The organism is Tenacibaculum profundicola, assembly GCF_057220795.1.
Map to the genome: position 1 here is coordinate 420806 of NZ_CM170137.1, position 16815 is coordinate 437620.

Annotated in this window: 15 protein-coding genes and 1 pseudogene; 4 read left to right on the forward strand and 12 right to left on the reverse strand. The window is 32.6% G+C overall.

All coding sequences use genetic code 11. The features are described 5' to 3' along the window. Positions 1 to 306 precede the first annotated feature (306 nt). From AC2TDS_RS01765 to AC2TDS_RS01785, 5 genes are all read right to left on the reverse strand, one after another. Entirely contained in the window at positions 307 to 765 is a 459-nt protein-coding gene (locus AC2TDS_RS01765; RefSeq protein ID WP_484737416.1) for a hypothetical protein, read from the reverse strand. Further along, positions 758 to 994: a DUF7660 family protein gene (locus tag AC2TDS_RS01770; RefSeq protein ID WP_484737417.1), complete on the reverse strand. Its 237-nt coding sequence runs from the start codon at positions 992 to 994 to the stop codon at positions 758 to 760. The genes AC2TDS_RS01765 and AC2TDS_RS01770 overlap by 8 nt, the downstream gene beginning before the upstream one ends. Before the next feature lie 161 nt (positions 995 to 1155). After that, positions 1156 to 1284, reverse strand: coding sequence for a hypothetical protein (locus AC2TDS_RS01775; RefSeq protein ID WP_484737418.1), 129 nt, complete (start codon positions 1282 to 1284; stop codon positions 1156 to 1158). 82 nt (positions 1285 to 1366) lie between these two features. Beyond that, positions 1367 to 2173: a hypothetical protein gene (locus AC2TDS_RS01780; RefSeq protein ID WP_484737419.1), complete on the reverse strand. Its 807-nt coding sequence runs from the start codon at positions 2171 to 2173 to the stop codon at positions 1367 to 1369. An 820-nt stretch (positions 2174 to 2993) separates the two neighbouring features. Further along, positions 2994 to 3626, reverse strand: a complete 633-nt coding sequence (locus tag AC2TDS_RS01785; RefSeq protein WP_484737420.1) for a DUF1963 domain-containing protein — start codon at positions 3624 to 3626, stop codon at positions 2994 to 2996. A gap of 434 nt (positions 3627 to 4060) precedes the next feature. Between AC2TDS_RS01785 and AC2TDS_RS01790 the strand changes: the two genes are divergently transcribed. From AC2TDS_RS01790 to AC2TDS_RS01800, 3 genes and pseudogenes are all read left to right on the forward strand, one after another. Further along, positions 4061 to 4387, forward strand: coding sequence for a transposase (locus AC2TDS_RS01790; RefSeq protein ID WP_484737421.1), 327 nt, complete (start codon positions 4061 to 4063; stop codon positions 4385 to 4387). 34 nt (positions 4388 to 4421) lie between these two features. Continuing rightward, on the forward strand, positions 4422 to 5054 hold the full coding sequence (locus AC2TDS_RS01795) for a DDE-type integrase/transposase/recombinase (RefSeq protein WP_484737422.1): 633 nt from the start codon (positions 4422 to 4424) through the stop codon (positions 5052 to 5054). Positions 5055 to 5066: 12 nt separating this feature from the next. Continuing rightward, positions 5067 to 5267 (forward strand): annotated as a pseudogene (locus tag AC2TDS_RS01800) (IS3 family transposase); the annotation flags it as partial. Positions 5268 to 5425: 158 nt separating this feature from the next. Here the strand turns inward: AC2TDS_RS01800 and AC2TDS_RS01805 are convergent. After that, entirely contained in the window at positions 5426 to 6520 is a 1095-nt protein-coding gene (locus AC2TDS_RS01805) for a serine hydrolase domain-containing protein (protein ID WP_484737423.1), read from the reverse strand. Positions 6521 to 6799: 279 nt separating this feature from the next. Further along, positions 6800 to 9091, reverse strand: a complete 2292-nt coding sequence (locus AC2TDS_RS01810) for a S9 family peptidase (RefSeq protein ID WP_484737424.1) — start codon at positions 9089 to 9091, stop codon at positions 6800 to 6802. Between the two features lie 499 nt (positions 9092 to 9590). On the opposite strand from AC2TDS_RS01810, the gene AC2TDS_RS01815 reads away from it, so the two are divergent. Then, positions 9591 to 11372, forward strand: a complete 1782-nt coding sequence (locus tag AC2TDS_RS01815; RefSeq protein ID WP_484737425.1) for a hypothetical protein — start codon at positions 9591 to 9593, stop codon at positions 11370 to 11372. Positions 11373 to 11486: 114 nt separating this feature from the next. Here the strand turns inward: AC2TDS_RS01815 and rpsA are convergent, their stop codons facing one another. From rpsA to ribD, 5 genes are all read right to left on the reverse strand, one after another. Continuing rightward, positions 11487 to 13259, reverse strand: coding sequence for a 30S ribosomal protein S1 (gene rpsA, locus AC2TDS_RS01820; RefSeq protein WP_484737426.1), 1773 nt, complete (start codon positions 13257 to 13259; stop codon positions 11487 to 11489). A 434-nt stretch (positions 13260 to 13693) separates the two neighbouring features. Then, positions 13694 to 14305, reverse strand: coding sequence for an IMPACT family protein (locus tag AC2TDS_RS01825; protein ID WP_484737427.1), 612 nt, complete (start codon positions 14303 to 14305; stop codon positions 13694 to 13696). Further along, complete coding sequence (locus AC2TDS_RS01830; protein ID WP_484737428.1) at positions 14305 to 15168, reverse strand: EamA family transporter; 864 nt, start codon at positions 15166 to 15168, stop codon at positions 14305 to 14307. The genes AC2TDS_RS01825 and AC2TDS_RS01830 overlap by 1 nt, the downstream gene beginning before the upstream one ends. 1 nt (position 15169) lies before the next feature. Further along, positions 15170 to 15778 carry an HAD family hydrolase gene (locus tag AC2TDS_RS01835; RefSeq protein WP_484737429.1) on the reverse strand — a complete coding sequence of 203 codons (609 nt, stop codon included), beginning with the start codon at positions 15776 to 15778 and terminating at the stop codon, positions 15170 to 15172. Continuing rightward, entirely contained in the window at positions 15771 to 16814 is a 1044-nt protein-coding gene (gene ribD, locus AC2TDS_RS01840) for a bifunctional diaminohydroxyphosphoribosylaminopyrimidine deaminase/5-amino-6-(5-phosphoribosylamino)uracil reductase RibD (RefSeq protein WP_484737430.1), read from the reverse strand. The genes AC2TDS_RS01835 and ribD overlap by 8 nt, the downstream gene beginning before the upstream one ends. Between the last annotated feature and the right edge of the window lies 1 nt (position 16815).

Sequence of the window (16815 nt, forward strand, 5' to 3'; positions counted from 1 at the left end):
TAACCTTCTTTTTTTCCGGTAAATTGGTAATAGTGAACCTAAATGGTTTTATTATACTTAAAAGAAAAACTACTTCGTCGTATGCGATGAAAAAACCAAAAAACAAGGAGATTAAACTACGAATTTTACAATCAGAAAGAAAAAGTATAAAAATGTAAACTAAGACACATAAAATTAGCTAAACTTCTCTTAGAAACTAACGACCCTTCACTTCCAAAAACATCACAAACTTTTCGTTTCACCTCTTACTGTCAACGGATCAGTCAACAAGACAGATGGTGTTAGCCTATCGGCTCGCCATATGCTTTAGTTATTATAACCTGTTATTAATTCATTCTCAGAGATAATCTTTTCCTTTTTTAAGTCAAATTTTAGTTCTCTAGTCTTGTGAATCTGACTATCAATCCCGTAAATAATATCTTCTTCAACCCCGACTATTTCTAAAACCCTAAATATTTCGGAAAAAGTTACAATTTTATTATTGTCAATGTCTACAACTCTTATTTGTTGATCTCTATTTTTTGTCCAGATTGGGAAAACAACACGATTTTTTTGTTCATCCCAGATTGCAGGTCCACCAGCCCAATCACAAATTTTAATTTTCCTATTATTTTCGTTGTCAATCAAGAAACATTCTGCACCCAAAGGAGCTCCCATGGCAATCTCATACATTTCTCCATATTCAATTTTGTACTTTCCATCGTTAGAAATCAAATTCTTGTCAGTATTAGAAAAATCCCAAGCATTTGGGTGACGATTACTCATAAATTGATGCTCCTTTTAAAATGTCCGCAAATAATTTCCAGCTAGGTTTTTCGGAATCTATGCCCTGGTCTGTATTATCGTAATATCCTTGAATATCCGCAGTGTATCTTGACATTGCTTCTAAAAAATCATTTAAGTCTATATTTTTCCAATTTTCTGGATTCTGTATTAAATCCTCCCTAAACTTCTCAATAAAATCAATAAATGTATTTTTATTTGTTACTTCCATCTCTCTCTTTTAATAGGCTAGTAGAGTAGAGCCTGATAGCTATCTCTATATTTTTGCATTACTTGTTTTACCAAATATACAAAAACCAAATAGCTATCAGTGCCCCCTTCATCAAACCGTACATGAAGTTTTCCCTCATACGGCTTACCGAATAGAGTTCTTCATTCCGCTTTCGAGAGTGTCTTTAAGCGAGCATACTTTTCTATGTCTAGAAGATTATACAATCTAACTAAAGTCTCATAGGGACGCTGACGAAGCTTCCGATGTGCGTTTCGACCTTTTCTTTTCACCTCTTACCGTCAACGGATTAGTCAACAGGATATATAGCGTTAGCCTATCGGCACGCCATATGCTTATTTATTGTATGGCGTTTTACTCTAACACATCTCTCAATCTTTTATCTGCATCTAATTCAAATCTACTTAAATCAATATACTCAAACAATTTACCAAGTTTTGAAGTGTCTTTTTTTATACAAGTTAAGAAGACATTCTTATGATTGTTTTGATTAAGTTTTTCTATAATATCTTTAATCAGTTTATTAGAAACATATTTATCTGAAATGATTCTGAACTTAATTAACTCAATATCTTCATCTTTATATCTACTATTGACATAATCTGAAAACTCATTGAAGTCTTGTAATTCAATAAAACCATTATTGACTTGAATTCTGTGTTTATCATTAAAGAAAACGTTATTCGAAAAGTTTGGATGTCCAATTATAATATTCTCTATAAACTTTTCATTTTTGAACTCATTAGTCTTAATATCTTGCTTTGTGATTTTCGGAAACTTCACATCAACTAAAAAATCTTTTTTATAATCGTCTAATATGTGAGAATTTGTTAATTCATGCTTGGTAGCGATTCCATCACCATAACCTTGAGTGTTTTTTAAAAACAGCTTCTTACCATTCAGACTTTTATTATATGTAAAAGCACCACCACAACCTCTAAAAATCAAATATTTTTCTTTAAAAAGATGTTCAATTACATAAGGATTAAAAGTATACTTCTCACTATAGACTAATGAATCATTGTTTGTAATAAAATCTAAAGTTTGGTATTTTGAATTAAAATCATCATTATCAGGTTTTAAATGCCAATGTCCTTTTATTTCAGAAGAATTACTGCAACTAACTAAAAGTAAAAGAATAAGTAAATATGATATTTTCATGTTTTTTTTAATGCCATACAACGTTTGGGGTATTGTTTGTTGTGGTGCTTTGACTCAAAATTAGTAAATAAAACCTAGACTTTGGTTAAGCAATTACTTTCTAAAATTAGCACTTAAATAACAATAAATTATACCCTCTTGTGTGTGCCCAGCATGGGCATTTTTATTTTATCGCAAGATAAAATATTAATCTAGAGGGTGCAAGTCCCTTATGGGTTGGGGTAACGCCCATAACCATTAGCAAGTCGCAAGGGTGGAATCCGTGAGGATTTATCTGAAGGAAGCGAGACTGCAAAACTCGGTACTGACGAACAGAAATCGTATACAGAGGCTACTACCAATTTAACTTTCTAATGACGCATTAAATTGTTTCTTTTTCTCCATCTTTTTGTTAAAATAGTTGACCATAACTAAGGCTATGCTAAACTATTTTGCCTTAATCTTGAAAAAAATAACTCAATTTAATTTTACGTTATCAAAAAATTAAATTGGTAGTAGTATTTGGATAAGGTAGCACATCATACTAACGTCCACAAGAAAGAGTATTATTAGTAGATACGGCAGGAATTAAGGGAAAGAAGAGGCCATTACCTGAGGAGGTCTCAGAAGTAAGGAAGGACGGAACGTATATTTCCTTGAAATTCGCATAAGAACACCTTGTGTAGCCTATGCTTACATTAAAGGATAACGTTAAAGGTGAAAAGAGCTTTAATGTGATGATATAATGAACCGCCGTATACGGGATCCGTATGTACGGTGGTGTGAGAGGCGTACTCTCTTCTTTAACGAGGAGAGCCGTCTACTCGATTGTGAAGTGTTTTTACATACATTGCCAAATAAACTTAGCATTATCTTCATTTTTATTTATGAACCCATAACCAACACCTGAATCTCCAAAATTGATATAAAAAGGAACATTGGTAGCATCAAGTTGAATTAGTAATTTCCATCCATCTCTTGATTTGAATTCTTCTCCTTGAATAAAAATAGGTTCTCCATTAAATTTATTTCTAACATCCAATTCATCATTTTCAAAATCAATCACCTCTTTCTTTACAATCAATTTTACAGCACATTCAAAATCTTCAGGAACTAATTTCTTCTTAAAAAACTTCCTAACCATATTATAGAGTGAAGGTCCTTTTTTTATATTCTCTGATTTGACTTGATTTTCTCCCGGTTGTAAAATAATTGAATTTTCTCCACCATCCGCTTCCCAAGTTCCATCAACATATTCATCTTCATCTGTCATGAATAAGTAAGCAAATTTTGAACTATTTTCTCCATACCCAATTTCAGACAATTCAATTTGGCAGATAAAACGCATTGGATTTCCTGTTTCTTTACTTATTGGCCATTCAGGTGTTGTTAACCAGTCTGGTTGTCCTCCAAATTTCGTTTTACCTTTTTCAGGTTTAGAACTCAAAAATTCAATTTCGTAAAAATTGCTCATGTTCTCATGTCTACTTAAATGCTTCACAACGTTTGTGTAATAACAGTGCCGTGAAATGCGGTTGGAACTTAGCGCGCAAAGGCAGGCATTGGTTTTACATGTTGTGTGTGCCCAGCATGGGCATCTTTATTTTATCGCAAGATAAAATATTAATCTAGAGGGTGCAAGGCCCTTATGGGTTGGGGTAACGCCCATAACCATTAGCAAGTCGCAAGGGTGGAATCCGTGAGGATTTATCTGAAGGAAGCGAGACTGCAAAACTCGGTACTGACGAACAGGAATCGTATACAGAGGCTACTACCAATTTAACTTTCTAATGACGCATTAAATTGTTTCTTTTTCTCCATCTTTTTGTTAAAATAGTTGACCATAATAGTTTAGCCCCCAATAAGTTCGGAGTGTTCTTTTAAATTTCAAACTAATATATTTGAGATATGAAATACAAGAAATGGAGTTTAGCTCAGAAGTTGGAAATACTATCTAGTTCAGAAGAGATAGGTATAGTAGAAGCTTGTCGTAAGTATGGAGTTAGTACAGGTACTTTTTATAGTTGGAGAAAGAAGTTTGACCACCAAGGAGAAGCAGGTTTAAAAGTTACTTATGAGACTAAGAGTAAAGAATTAAGAGCTGCAGAAGAAGAGAATCGAGTACTCCGTAAATTACTTAGCGATAGAGAGATTGAACTAGAAGTGCAACGAGAACTTTTAAAAAAAAGTTTGGGACGTCAGATCCAAGAAAGATTTAGTAGATCTTACTTATAAAAAGCATAAGTGTAGTAAAACTAAAATCATTAAAATGGTTGGTATGGTAGAGAGTAGTTATTATAGAACACCTAGTGGTGGTAAGAAAGGAAATAAACCTTCTAAACTTACTTATCATAACACTAAAGGGCTGGTAGACCAAGCAGACGTTATAACTTCAATTAAAAATATTTTAAGTCATGAATTTATAGACTGTGGATATCGATTAATGTGTTCTTATTTAAAGAAAGAAGGTTATATGATAAATCATAAAAAGCTGTATCGAATAATGAAACAAGCTAATATGTTGAAATTAGAACACAGAATAAAAAGAAGTGGTTCTGGTCGGAAGTTTGTGAAATATAGAAAAGTAATGACCTCACGTCCAATGGAGTGTTTAGAAATGGATATAAAGATGGTATGGATTCCTAGTGTAGGTAAAAATGCTTATTTACTCTCGATAATTGATGTACATACTCGTAGAATCTTAAAAGACTATTTTTCTTTTTCTATAAAACAACAACAAGTAATAACACTCCTTTCCCTTATGCTTGAACAATACCAATATCCTGAAAACATTTTTATTAGAAGTGATAATGGAAGTCAATTTATAGCTAGAAGTGTTCGTGAGTACTTAGAATTAATAGGTGTGAGCCAGGAGTTTACTCATGTAGCTACACCAGAATAAAATGCACATGTAGAAGCGTATCATGGAATACTGAAAAAAGAAGTCTTTCAACGATTTGAGTATAGAACTTTCGGAGAAATAGAACAAATACTAAAAAGGTACGTGATTTTCTATAACAACACAAGGCACCATGGGCTATTAGGAAGAATAACTCCTATGGAAAAATGGAACCAAGACAAACACTTAATTTTAATGCAAAAAATAGTAGCTTAATTAATAATCGAAATTTAAAAGATTACTCTTGTTTTATAGGGGTCAAAACAAAATATTGGACATAAAAAAACACCTTGAAAAAGGTGCTTTGTGGTATATTGTATTATACGTTCTAACATAGTGTTTAACAAGCCATATTAGTCAGCATAACATTATCATTAAAGTTTCTTACCAGCGATCAGCATCTTAAAATAATCCGCGACCTTAGAAGTTCCTTTTTTTCCACCATCGTCTATATTCGATAAAACTACTAATGTATATTGATCTTCCATAAAATCCATTAACTCGCAATGTATTCCGTACCAGCCACCGCTATGCCCAATAATCATCTGATTATATCTTTGGTCAATGTCAATACCATAGCCTAAATGTGTGTTATACCCTTTTACTTTGGGCTTGAACATTAATTCAATTGTTTCTTTTTTTAATAGATTATAGTTCCGTAATGCTTTTGAAAAATTGAATAAATCTTCGGCCGTAGAGTAATAAAACCCTGCTGGTGATGCTTTTGTTAAATAATAGTCGTTCTTTTTCAAGGTTTTATTTTCTCCAAACATTGAGGTATAACCACTTGCTTTATTATTTACGATAGAATCGATTTCTAACTCGGTTGTGTTTGGCATCTTAGCAGGCTTAAATATATAATTTCTCAAATAATCATAATAGTTTTTATCTGATACTTGTTCTATTATCAAACCAAGAATAACAAAACCTGTTCCGCTATAATTGTATTTAGTTCCTGGCTTTGATAAAAGTGTATCATTAACAAAAAGCGGAACAAAATCTAACGTGTTTTTATATGCTGAATTTCTTATTTTATCTATATCTGCAACATAAAAATTATTAAGTCCTGATGTGTGTGTTAATAATTGATGTACTGTTATAGAATCTCTTACCAGTTTATTAGGATAATTAGGTAAATAGTTACCAATAGGAGCGTTTAACTGTATTTTTCCTTTTTCATATAATTGTAATATAGCAACAGATGTAAACATTTTTGAAATAGAAGCGATATTGAATTTAGTATCTACACTATTTCTTGCATTGAATTCAATACTTGAAAAACCATATGCTCTTTTTTGGATTATTTTGTCTTTATGAGCGACCAATATTGTTCCTGAAAAATCATCTTGGGTTAGATTGTTGAGATATTTAACGATTTTAGAATTTTTATTGTTGTTTGATTGCCCGAAAGTTAAAGTAGCAATCAATAGAATAGTAGTTGTTAGGTATAGTTTTAATGTAATTTTCATAGTTTTATTTTAATGTAGCAATAAAGCAGCGACTAATAGCCATCTCTATATTTTTGTGTTAGTTGTTTTACCAAATATACAAAAACAAAATAGCTATTGGTATTGCCTTCATCAAAACCGGAGATGAATTTTTAGCTTATACAGTGAACGATTAACAGTGAACAATGCACTGTAAATTCAAATGGTATAACATCAGCAATGGGTACTAAAAAAACCTCTTGAAAAATCAAGAGGTTTTTTAATATTTAGCAAAGAAATAATTTAATTTGTTATAGGTTCTTAGCTATTCTTTTTTAAATGTTTTGCATAAAAGCCCATCATGGCTTTATAAAGGGCTATAGAATTTTCTTCTTTACCAAAACCGTGTCCTTCATCATATTTTACCATATATGGTACATCATATCCTTTGGCACGAAGCGCACTTACAATTTGATCTGACTCATCAATATTTACTCTCGGATCGTTTGCACCTTGAACTACAAAAAGAGGTTTTTTAATTTTATCGATTTGATAAACAGGAGACACCTCTTCCATAATCGCTTTTTCTGCAGGAATTTCAGCATCATACCAAATTTCTTTAATAATTTTTAAATATGGTTTCCAATAAGCAGGCATACTATTCATAAACGTAAATAAGTTAGAAACTCCAACATAATCAACACCACAGGTATATAAATCTGGTGTCTTTGTCAATCCGCGCAAAACAGCATAACCTCCATGACTTGCTCCATAAATAGCGGCATTATCTTTATCTACCCAACCTTTATTGATTACATATTGCAATCCGTCTTCTACATCGTCCATCGCTTTTCTACCAATTTGCTTAAATCCAGATTCTAGAAACTTTTTTCCGTACCCGCCAGAAATTCTAAAGTTTACCTGTAAGGTTGCATAACCACGGCTTGCAAAAAGTTGCGCTTCTGGGTTAAAACCCCAAGAGTCTCTAATACCTTGTGGCCCACCATGTGGATTTACAATTACCGGTACTTTGTTTCCGTTTATGGCTTCTTTTGGTAAAGTAATATAACCGTATAAAGTAATACCGTCTCTACTTTTAAAGGTAATAGGGCGCATTTCTGCCATATCACTTTCAATAAGATTTGGCATTAAATTGTACAGTAATTTAAATGTATCTTTTGTAGCATCATACGAATAATAGGTGCCGTATAATTTGTCGCTTTGTAAAAAGATTAAATACTTACTTTCATCGTCAGTTGCATCCGCAATGGAATAGTTATAAGCCGGAAATTTTGACTTAATTCTATTATGAAGTTTTTTGTAATATTCACTTACTGGTATAATATTTCTTTTTTCTCCTTCGTATGAAAAATAATCTAATTCGTACCCTCTATTTCTTGATAAAGACAAACTAGACACATCATAATTTGGGTTAGAAAATAGTTTTTTAATAATTCTATCTTCTTTTAAATCATATAAATATATTTGTGATTTGTCACTATCTAAATTTGAAAGCACGTAGGCTTCGTGTGGGTTTTTAGAGGCATAATTGAAGCTTAAGATTGAAAATGAATCTTTCCAACTTAATTGCTTTTTAACTTCATAATTTTCACCATCTAAGGTGTAATATACGTCTATATTAATACCATCTCTTAATTTTGCGAACCCTCGTAAATTACCATCTTTATCAAAATTGTAACCACTGATAGGGTTGGCAGCATCTTCATTTTTATATAATTGTTTAAGTTCTCCGGTAACAATATTAATTTTATAAGGTTCAAAAACCTGAGGATTGTTTTGATTCATAGAAATAATCATATGATCCTTATCTTCTTTTAACCCATTAAGTATATTGACTTTTACACCATCAAAAGGAGTTAATTCTTTTTGGTTTTTACCATCAATATCAACGGCAAATAAATGGTAATCTTCATTACCTCCCTTATCCATAATATAAATTAATCTATGATCGTTTGCCCAACCAAAGCCTCTAATAAGCTCTTCTTTTTCTTCAATAACTCTAGTTACTTCTTCAGTTTCAACATTTTTTACGTACACATGATTTTTTTTGTTTTCATCTTTTTCTCTATAAGACAAATATGTACCATTTGGTGAAAAACTAAAAGACTTAGCTTTAGGTTTTGCAAAATAATCTTCAACCGAATATTTGTATTTGGTAGGATTCCAATTTGCTAATTTTTCTAACTCAGCATCTGATGTTGGTAAAGCAGTATTACCTGGCAAAGTTTTAACGGTTTTATTTAGTGTTAATGGCATTTTGTTTGGTCCTTGATAAAATGTTCCTGTTAGTTTATTTTCTGCTAAAGTAGCAACATATTTTATACCTGCCTGATTAAATTCAATTGTTAATGTATTATCAACAAAAGTTGTACTATCCATAGGTATTCCCATTGCTCCTTGTGATGGGCTATCCATCGTGGAAGAATAGCTAGTAGTATCATCCATTTTTACATTAAATAACAATGGAATTTCAGTGCCTTGTACTGATAGTTTTCCTTCCCAAGCACCAACGATGTCTTGAGCATTAACAGGTGTTACCATACCAAAGAAAAGGAGTACAGCGCCACTAAATTTTAAAAGTGTAGTTCTCATTTTGAATAAAATTAAATAATTGTTCGTCATTAATTATACTATATAGTTAGTAGAAAAAGAATATACTTTGTTACAGATAAATCAATAAAAAGTTATTTAATATTCGTTATTTTTTTAGGCAGTATAAAAAATACAGGTTTACCTTTAAAGACATTCATAACTACACTATCGTCACTTCGTAAAAAACATGTTTTATCAATATGATACCGAGGTATTTCATTTGAAAAGAAAAAAATAAAAGAAATTAGTTTTTCGAAAATAAAGCAACTTAGCAAGCTTATTCAAGGCCAGATCAAATTATAAAATCCCTTAAAATACGGCACTTCTTCATTTATTTAATGACTAGTATTCTACTGATAATAACACTCATATTACCACTGGTTACATCTCTTAAAGTTCCATGCCTTTAATCTTACAATTTTGCGGTGACATCAAAGGATGTCTATCTAATTTTTTTGAAATAATTAGATAAATAATTATAACAATTTAATAGTGAATTATGGCAAAAAAAGTGCAATTTATCGGCTTTGGAATTAACACGGGGCCAAAAGAATCATCATCAGGTGAAATTTATTTGGGTTTAGATAATGAGGTAGAAGATTATCAAGCCAGAGTAGCCTTAATAAAAGAAGCTTTGGGAAAAGCGATGGCAGATAATAGTCTGGACAAAAAAGCAGTAAAAGTATTTACGGTTCCTGAGTTTTATTTTAGAGGGAAAAGTGGGGCCTACCAGTTAACAACCATTATGGGAGAAGGAAAAGATGACCGAGGTTTGATAGGTGAACTACAAAATACTTTTATGGATAAGAAGTATAAGGACTGGATTTTCGTAATTGGAAGTATCATAGGGCAATCGGCGGTAGTAAAAGAGAAAAAAATTAAGGTAGAAGACATCATCATTCCCATGTATAAACCAAAAGGGTTAAAAGATACTGATCAAGTTGATAAACCAATCAATGAAGAAGGGTTTACTACAGAGGAAAAATTACGTTTGACTGTTTTAACAAAAGAATTTGAAGACGCGTTCAAAAAAGATGGTAAAGTAAAAGTAAAGCCTAAGGTAGAAGAACTTGCTGCAGATGCCGCAAAAAAATGGCTTACTGGAAAAGTAGATACAATTTCTGATAAAGATGTTGAGAAACTCGCTAAGGTGCTAGGTGCCAAAGTAGATAAAGATTTGGCTAAAATAACAGATAGTAAAAAATTAGAAGCGCTGATGGCTAACAATCCATTTGATTGGAGTCCAGCATCAGATGCGAGTAAGAAAAGCGAAGCTTACAATGTGGTACCTGTTATACAAGGGGGGTTTGAAACCGAAAATAAGGCCAGCGAAAACACTAAGATAGTCATGAAAAAAGATAAATCTGGTATTGATTTTATCGAAAAAGAAAGCGACTTAGATCTAACATATTATACCTCTACAAAAGGTGTATCTGTTGGTGATAATGTTCAACATCTTGATGATTGGGGGCTAATAAAAGGTGATGGTAGTATTGATAAGGCTAAGGTAAAGGCTTTGAGCAGTCAAAAAGGTTATGATGGTAAGGCGTTCGCATTTATTTTTAAATGTCATTCGAAAACACAAAACCTAGACCCGTTAGGTATTTTTGAAATGAATGGTATTACTTTTGCCGTTGATGTGTGCTTAGATCATTTAACACAGATTTCAAAAAAGATGATCAATGCATTGAACCACAATGATATGAAACCTGTGTTAGATAAAGTGCTTCCTAAAGATTCACAAGGAGTTATTAAAAAGGCAGCAACTGGTGTGGATGTGCATATTGTTCCTTCTTGTGGTATGGACATTAAAAAGAATGCCGTGGTAGCGAAAGCTGGAGGATATACATTCAACTGTGATGGACTTAATGGTTCAAGGTTATCTTGGGATAGTAGTAATAAAGCCTATGTAAATATCGATAGTTCTGATAATATTTTGGATGATCCGGGATATAAATCTGCAATTGGAAGTAATATAAGTACAGGTAATGCACATACAGGTTTAATGAAAACCACCAATCTAGATATGGCTCTTGCCAATGAAAGTACCATAGAAGCGTATGACACAAAAACCAAAACAAAAGCTATTGATCTTGGTATTACCGATGTTACTGTAGGCACCAAAACAACCCCCATTGCAGAACTGTATTGGGAAGGAACATCAGATTCGTTTGCTATACCTGGTAAAGAGGGTTCTAAAAGCCCAAGAAGTGTAAATATTACATACACAGGCGGGGCAATTGGTGGACAAATTCACTTATATGAAGTAGTAGATATTTAATCTTTAAAAAGATATCATCTAATAAATTATGTAATACCATTTACCATTTGAATTTACCCCAAAAAAAAGCCGTTGTCTAAACAACGGCTTTTGTATTATATGGTATAAGAAAAATTATTTTCCTTCCATTTTTTTCTTTAATTCAGCTAATCCACCGATATCTCCTAAAGTAGTTTTTTCTACTTCCTGAGCTTTTTTAGCAGCTGCCTTTACATTCTTTTGCTCTTCCTCTCTAAAGATAGAAGTATGAGAAACAACAATTCTACGGTATTCTTTACTGAACTCGATTACTTGAAACTTAACCGCGTCACCTTTACCTAGTTTTCCTCCATCTTCTTTATCTAAATAACGAGAAGGGGCAAAAGCTTCAACACCGTCAGCAAATGCAACGGTTGCTCCTTTGTCATTTTTCTCTTTTACAGTACCATCGTGAATAGATCCGATCGCATACGTAGCTTCATGAGCATCCCAAGGGTTATCTTGAGTTTGTTTATGACCTAAGTTTAACTTACGGTTTTCAACGTCTAACTCTAACACTTGTACCTCTAATTTATCACCAACGGTTACAAAATCAGATGGGTGCTTAATCTTCTTAGTCCAAGATAAATCAGAAATATATACTAATCCATCAATACCTTCTTCTAGTTCAACAAAAACTCCAAAGTTCGTGTAGTTACGTACAGTTCCAGTATGTTTAGAACCTACAGGGTACTTAGTAGTAATGTCAGTCCAAGGATCTGGATGTAATTGCTTCATACCTAATGACATTTTACGCTCTTCACGATCTAATGTTAAGATTTGAGCCTCTACCTCATCTCCAACTTGTACAAAGTCTTGAGCTGAACGTAAATGCGTTGACCACGACATTTCAGATACGTGAATTAACCCTTCTACTCCATCTTCTACTTCTACGAAAGCTCCGTAATCAGCTAAAACTACCACTTTACCTTTTACAGTATCGCCTACTTTTAACTCAGAATTTAAAGCTTCCCAAGGATGTGCAGATAATTGTTTTAAACCTAACTGGATTCTAGACTTGTTATCATCAAAGTCTAAGATTACCACGTTTAATTTTTGATCTAATTCAACAACCTCATTCGGGTGGTTAATACGAGACCAAGATAAATCTGTAATATGAATTAATCCGTCAACACCTCCTAAGTCAACAAATACACCATAAGAAGTTACGTTTTTAACAACACCTTCTAATACTTGTCCTTTTTCTAATTGACCTATAATTTCACGTTTTTGATCTTCTAAATCAGCTTCAATTAACGCTTTATGTGATACTACTACATTCTTAAACTCATGGTTGATTTTAACAACTTTGAATTCCATAGTTTTCTCAACATATTGATCGTAATCACGGATAGGCTTCACATCAATTTGTGATCCTGGTAAGAATGCTTCAATACCGAATACATCAACAATCATACCTCCACGAGTTCTACACTTCACAAAACCATTAACGATTTCTCCAGTTTCATGTGCATTGTTAACTCGATCCCAAGCCTTAATAACACGTGCTTTCTTGTGAGATAATACTAGTTGTCCAGAAGAGTCTTCTCTTTTATCAACTAATACTTCTACTTTGTCTCCAACAGCTAAACCTGGATTGTAACGAAATTCATTTAATGAAATAACACCTTCCGACTTAGAGTTAATATCAATAATCGCATCGCGATCTGTGATACGCACTACTTCACCTTCTATTACATCACGTTCGTTTACAAAACCTACGGTACCTTCTAAGGCTGTTTCAAATTCTTTTAATTTAGCTTCATCAACAGCTTCAATACCTTCTTCGTATTTATGCCAATTAAAAGTTGCTAAAAATTCTGCTGGACTTACAACATTTTCTGTTGTTTTTTTTGTTTCTTCAGACATGTCTGAAATTAATTTTGTATCTTTTTGTTAGTCAGATCTTTAACGATACTAACGCCAAGAGAAATTAAACTTATTTAATTCTATAATACACCTATTTTTAATCTGTTCTCGTAAAAAGGCGTGCAAATTTACGGGTTTTTAGTTAATTAACCTAAATTTTTATAGTTTTAAGTTTACTGAAGTTTTGTGTCGAATTGTCTTTTTTGTCTTTTACAATTACTTCTTTTAGCCATTCTTCTTTTTCTTTATGGATATGATATGAATAATCTTTATAGTATTTTTAAACCTACTCTTAAGCTACGAATATTAGACGTATTCTCAGTATCCTTTATTTTTAAATCATGGTTTTATTATAGTCCATTTTTCAAAATCTTCAGTTATAAAAAAAAGAAAACCATTCCGCTCTAAATATTCTTGAGTTCTGCCGGTCCTCTTTAAACTTCCTTTATTTCTACCTTAAACAAAGTTGAAAACACCTCAAATACCGATTGTGCTTCCTTTTTACGAATGGAAATTGTATATTCACATTCCATTTCTAATTTTTGACCTACAATCTCAATATTTCTTTCTTTTATAATCCGTTGTACTTTATTCATCATATCGTACCCAAAATTCAGTTTATAAAAGATATCAATCGTTTTTTCTATAATTTCAGAAGCTTCCAAGGCATATTGAGCAGAAGTTCTATAGGCATTAATTAAGCCACCAACACCTAATTTTGTTCCACCAAAATAGCGTACAGACACGATCAATATATTCGTTACACCGTAGGCTTGAATTTGACCATAAATTGGTTGTCCTGCTGAATTGTTGGGCTCTCCATCATCATTCGCCCTAAATCGAACTTGCTCTGTCCCTAGTTGCCAGGCATAACAATGGTGACGCGCAGTATGATGTAGTTTACGTAATTCTTCTAATCGTTTTTTAACATCTTCTTCAGATAACACCGGAAAAGCATATCCAAAAAATTTACTGTTTCGATCCTTAAAAAGTGTTTCTTCAGAAGGTTTAACAATTGTTTTGTACGTATCTTTTATTTCATTCATTAAGCAATGGTTACTAACATTATTCCCACAATAGCCAACGCTATTCCTATTTTGTTTTTGGTACTAAAACTTTCTTTAAATAACAATAGTCCTAATAACGTTGAAACCACTACTACTCCCACGTTATTAACTGTGAATAAAGTAGAGCTTTCAAACTCTTTGTTTTGCAGCGCTTTTATAATAAATACTATCGAATAATAATTCGGAATACCTAAAACAACTCCTGCTACGATACTTTTTAATTCAAGTTTTTCCTTTAAAACTAGTTGTTTTACCAACAGAATTAGCATACCGAAAAAAGCTGCAAAACCAAATAAACTACCTGAGAAAAAATCAACATCAGTTGATGACACAAAATTAGTTTCTATATACTTCAAGGTAGTATCAATAATCCCCGACCCTAAAAATAAAAGTATTGGATACAAAAGGTTTTGTTTTACTCCTATTTTCTCTTTTTCTTTTACGGATGATAAATATACGGCAAATAGTGCTAAAACTATTCCAACCGTTTTTAATACCGTTACACTTTCATTGTATAAAACAATGCCAAAAAATACGGGTATTACTACCGACATTTTTCCGGCAATAGAAGCCACCGAAACACCGTTCTTTTGTGCCGTCATCGCCATGATAAAAAAAACAGTGACAAACAACAGGCCTAAAATCATTGCTCCATATATCCAGGGCTGGGTATTAATCGTTGTTAACTTTCCAAAAGCACCCGCTGAAAACACCCCTAACACAAAAGCTACCAGGTAATTAACAATTATAGCCTGTAAAGTATTTATCTTATATATTTCAAAATACTTAAAAACCACAAACAAAGACGATGAAAAAATGATGCTCAAAATTAAATATACCATGCTACAAAAACTCTTTTCTACTTAATAATGTAATTACATCTTCTGTTTCAGGATTAATGTTCCAAACATGTATTCCTAGTGCTTCGGCTGTAATCGTATTTTCTTCTGTATCATCAACAAAAATGGTTTCTGATACTTCTAAACCATTTTCTTTCAAAACAAATTCATAGGTGTTTTTATCTGGTTTTCTTAAGTTTATTTCATGTGATAAATAAAATTGCTCAAAACACTCTTTAAACTCGTTATACAGCTCGTTTCCCCAATCATTCTGAATCCATGAAATATGCAAATCGTTCGTATTACTAAGCAAAAACAAACGATATTTTCCGTTTTGAGATAACTCCTTTAAAAACTGAAGTCTGTGTTTTGGCATTTCCAACAAAATTGCATTCCATGCTTTTATCAAATCTATCTTAGGAATATGGTATCGCTCGTGAAAAAAATCGACAAATTCATCAGTAGTTATCAAGCCTTTTTCATACCTATAATATACTTGCATCATTTCATCTGTAACTTCCGTTACCCCTAGCATTGCTAATTCTCTATATGTAGCCTGTTTATCTAAATTGATGAATACATCACCAAAATCAAAAATGATATTTTTAATCATTAATATATGTTCTTAATTTATCCTTATCTAATTTTTCTTCTGAAACTAATTTCCCAGTAAAAACGGGAGCCTTAACCCCCTTTACAAACTCAGTGTTACCTATAAACACACGAGCTTCATCCCACAGACCGCTGTCTATAAATGATTGTAAGGTCTGAGCTCCTCCTTCAATAATGACAGATTGTATGGCATGTTTTTGTAGCGCCTTACAAATTTCTTCAATAGTATTTTGCGAAAAATCAATCTGCTCATAAATGAGATTGTCACTGTTTGCTGTGTTTTTCTCCTTCATTTCTGTTAACACGATCGTCTTACTAGTACCATCTAAAACACTTGCTTCTTTAGGAATTCTTTGTGTCCTGTCTAGAATAACTCTTATAGGATTATTACCTACCCAACTTCTCGTAGTTAACTTAGGGTTATCAGCGATTACGGTATTTGTACCTACCAAAATAGCATGTTCTTCTCCCCTCCATTTATGCACTAATTGCTGCGAATAACTATTAGATATCCAAACTGGTTCTTGTTTTTCTTTCGTTGAGGGAGCAATGAAACCATCTTTAGTCTCCGCCCATTTTAATATAATATACGGACGGTTTTTATTTTGAACTGTAAAAAAACGTTTGTGATGTTCAAGGCACTCCTTTTCCAACACTCCTACAGTAACCTCACACCCGGCTTTTTGTAATCGCTCTACTCCTTTACCTGCCACCAAACTATGGGTGTCAATAGAACCAATAACTACTTTTGGTATTTGTTTCTGAATAATTAAATCAGCGCAAGGCGGTGTTTTACCATAATGGGAACATGGTTCTAGTGTTACATAAATGGTTGCTTCTGACAAAAGCTCTTCGTTCTCAACTGTGCTAATTGCATTCACTTCAGCATGTGGACCTCCAAATGCACTTGTAAAACCTTCACCTATTATTTTGTCATTATGCACTATCACAGCTCCAACAGACGGATTAGGTCTTGTTGAGCCTATTCCATTTTTAGCAAGTTGTAAGCAACGTTTTATATATTTTTCGTGATTCAAT

Excerpts from the sequence above, each read along its gene's own strand:
- AC2TDS_RS01830 (WP_484737428.1), bottom strand. The coding sequence starts at position 15,168 with ATGGTATATTTAATTTTGAGCATCATTTTTTCATCGTCTTTGTTTGTG.
- AC2TDS_RS01815 (WP_484737425.1), top strand. The coding sequence starts at position 9,591 with ATGGCAAAAAAAGTGCAATTTATCGGCTTTGGAATTAACACGGGGCCA.
- AC2TDS_RS01795 (WP_484737422.1), top strand. The coding sequence starts at position 4,422 with ATGGTTGGTATGGTAGAGAGTAGTTATTATAGAACACCTAGTGGTGGT.
- AC2TDS_RS01805 (WP_484737423.1), bottom strand. The coding sequence starts at position 6,520 with ATGAAAATTACATTAAAACTATACCTAACAACTACTATTCTATTGATT.
- AC2TDS_RS01825 (WP_484737427.1), bottom strand. The coding sequence starts at position 14,305 with ATGAATGAAATAAAAGATACGTACAAAACAATTGTTAAACCTTCTGAA.
- AC2TDS_RS01765 (WP_484737416.1), bottom strand. The coding sequence starts at position 765 with ATGAGTAATCGTCACCCAAATGCTTGGGATTTTTCTAATACTGACAAG.
- AC2TDS_RS01790 (WP_484737421.1), top strand. The coding sequence starts at position 4,061 with ATGAAATACAAGAAATGGAGTTTAGCTCAGAAGTTGGAAATACTATCT.
- AC2TDS_RS01810 (WP_484737424.1), bottom strand. The coding sequence starts at position 9,091 with ATGAGAACTACACTTTTAAAATTTAGTGGCGCTGTACTCCTTTTCTTT.
- AC2TDS_RS01770 (WP_484737417.1), bottom strand. The coding sequence starts at position 994 with ATGGAAGTAACAAATAAAAATACATTTATTGATTTTATTGAGAAGTTT.
- AC2TDS_RS01780 (WP_484737419.1), bottom strand. The coding sequence starts at position 2,173 with ATGAAAATATCATATTTACTTATTCTTTTACTTTTAGTTAGTTGCAGT.
- rpsA (WP_484737426.1), bottom strand. The coding sequence starts at position 13,259 with ATGTCTGAAGAAACAAAAAAAACAACAGAAAATGTTGTAAGTCCAGCA.
- AC2TDS_RS01785 (WP_484737420.1), bottom strand. The coding sequence starts at position 3,626 with ATGAGCAATTTTTACGAAATTGAATTTTTGAGTTCTAAACCTGAAAAA.
- AC2TDS_RS01835 (WP_484737429.1), bottom strand. The coding sequence starts at position 15,778 with ATGATTAAAAATATCATTTTTGATTTTGGTGATGTATTCATCAATTTA.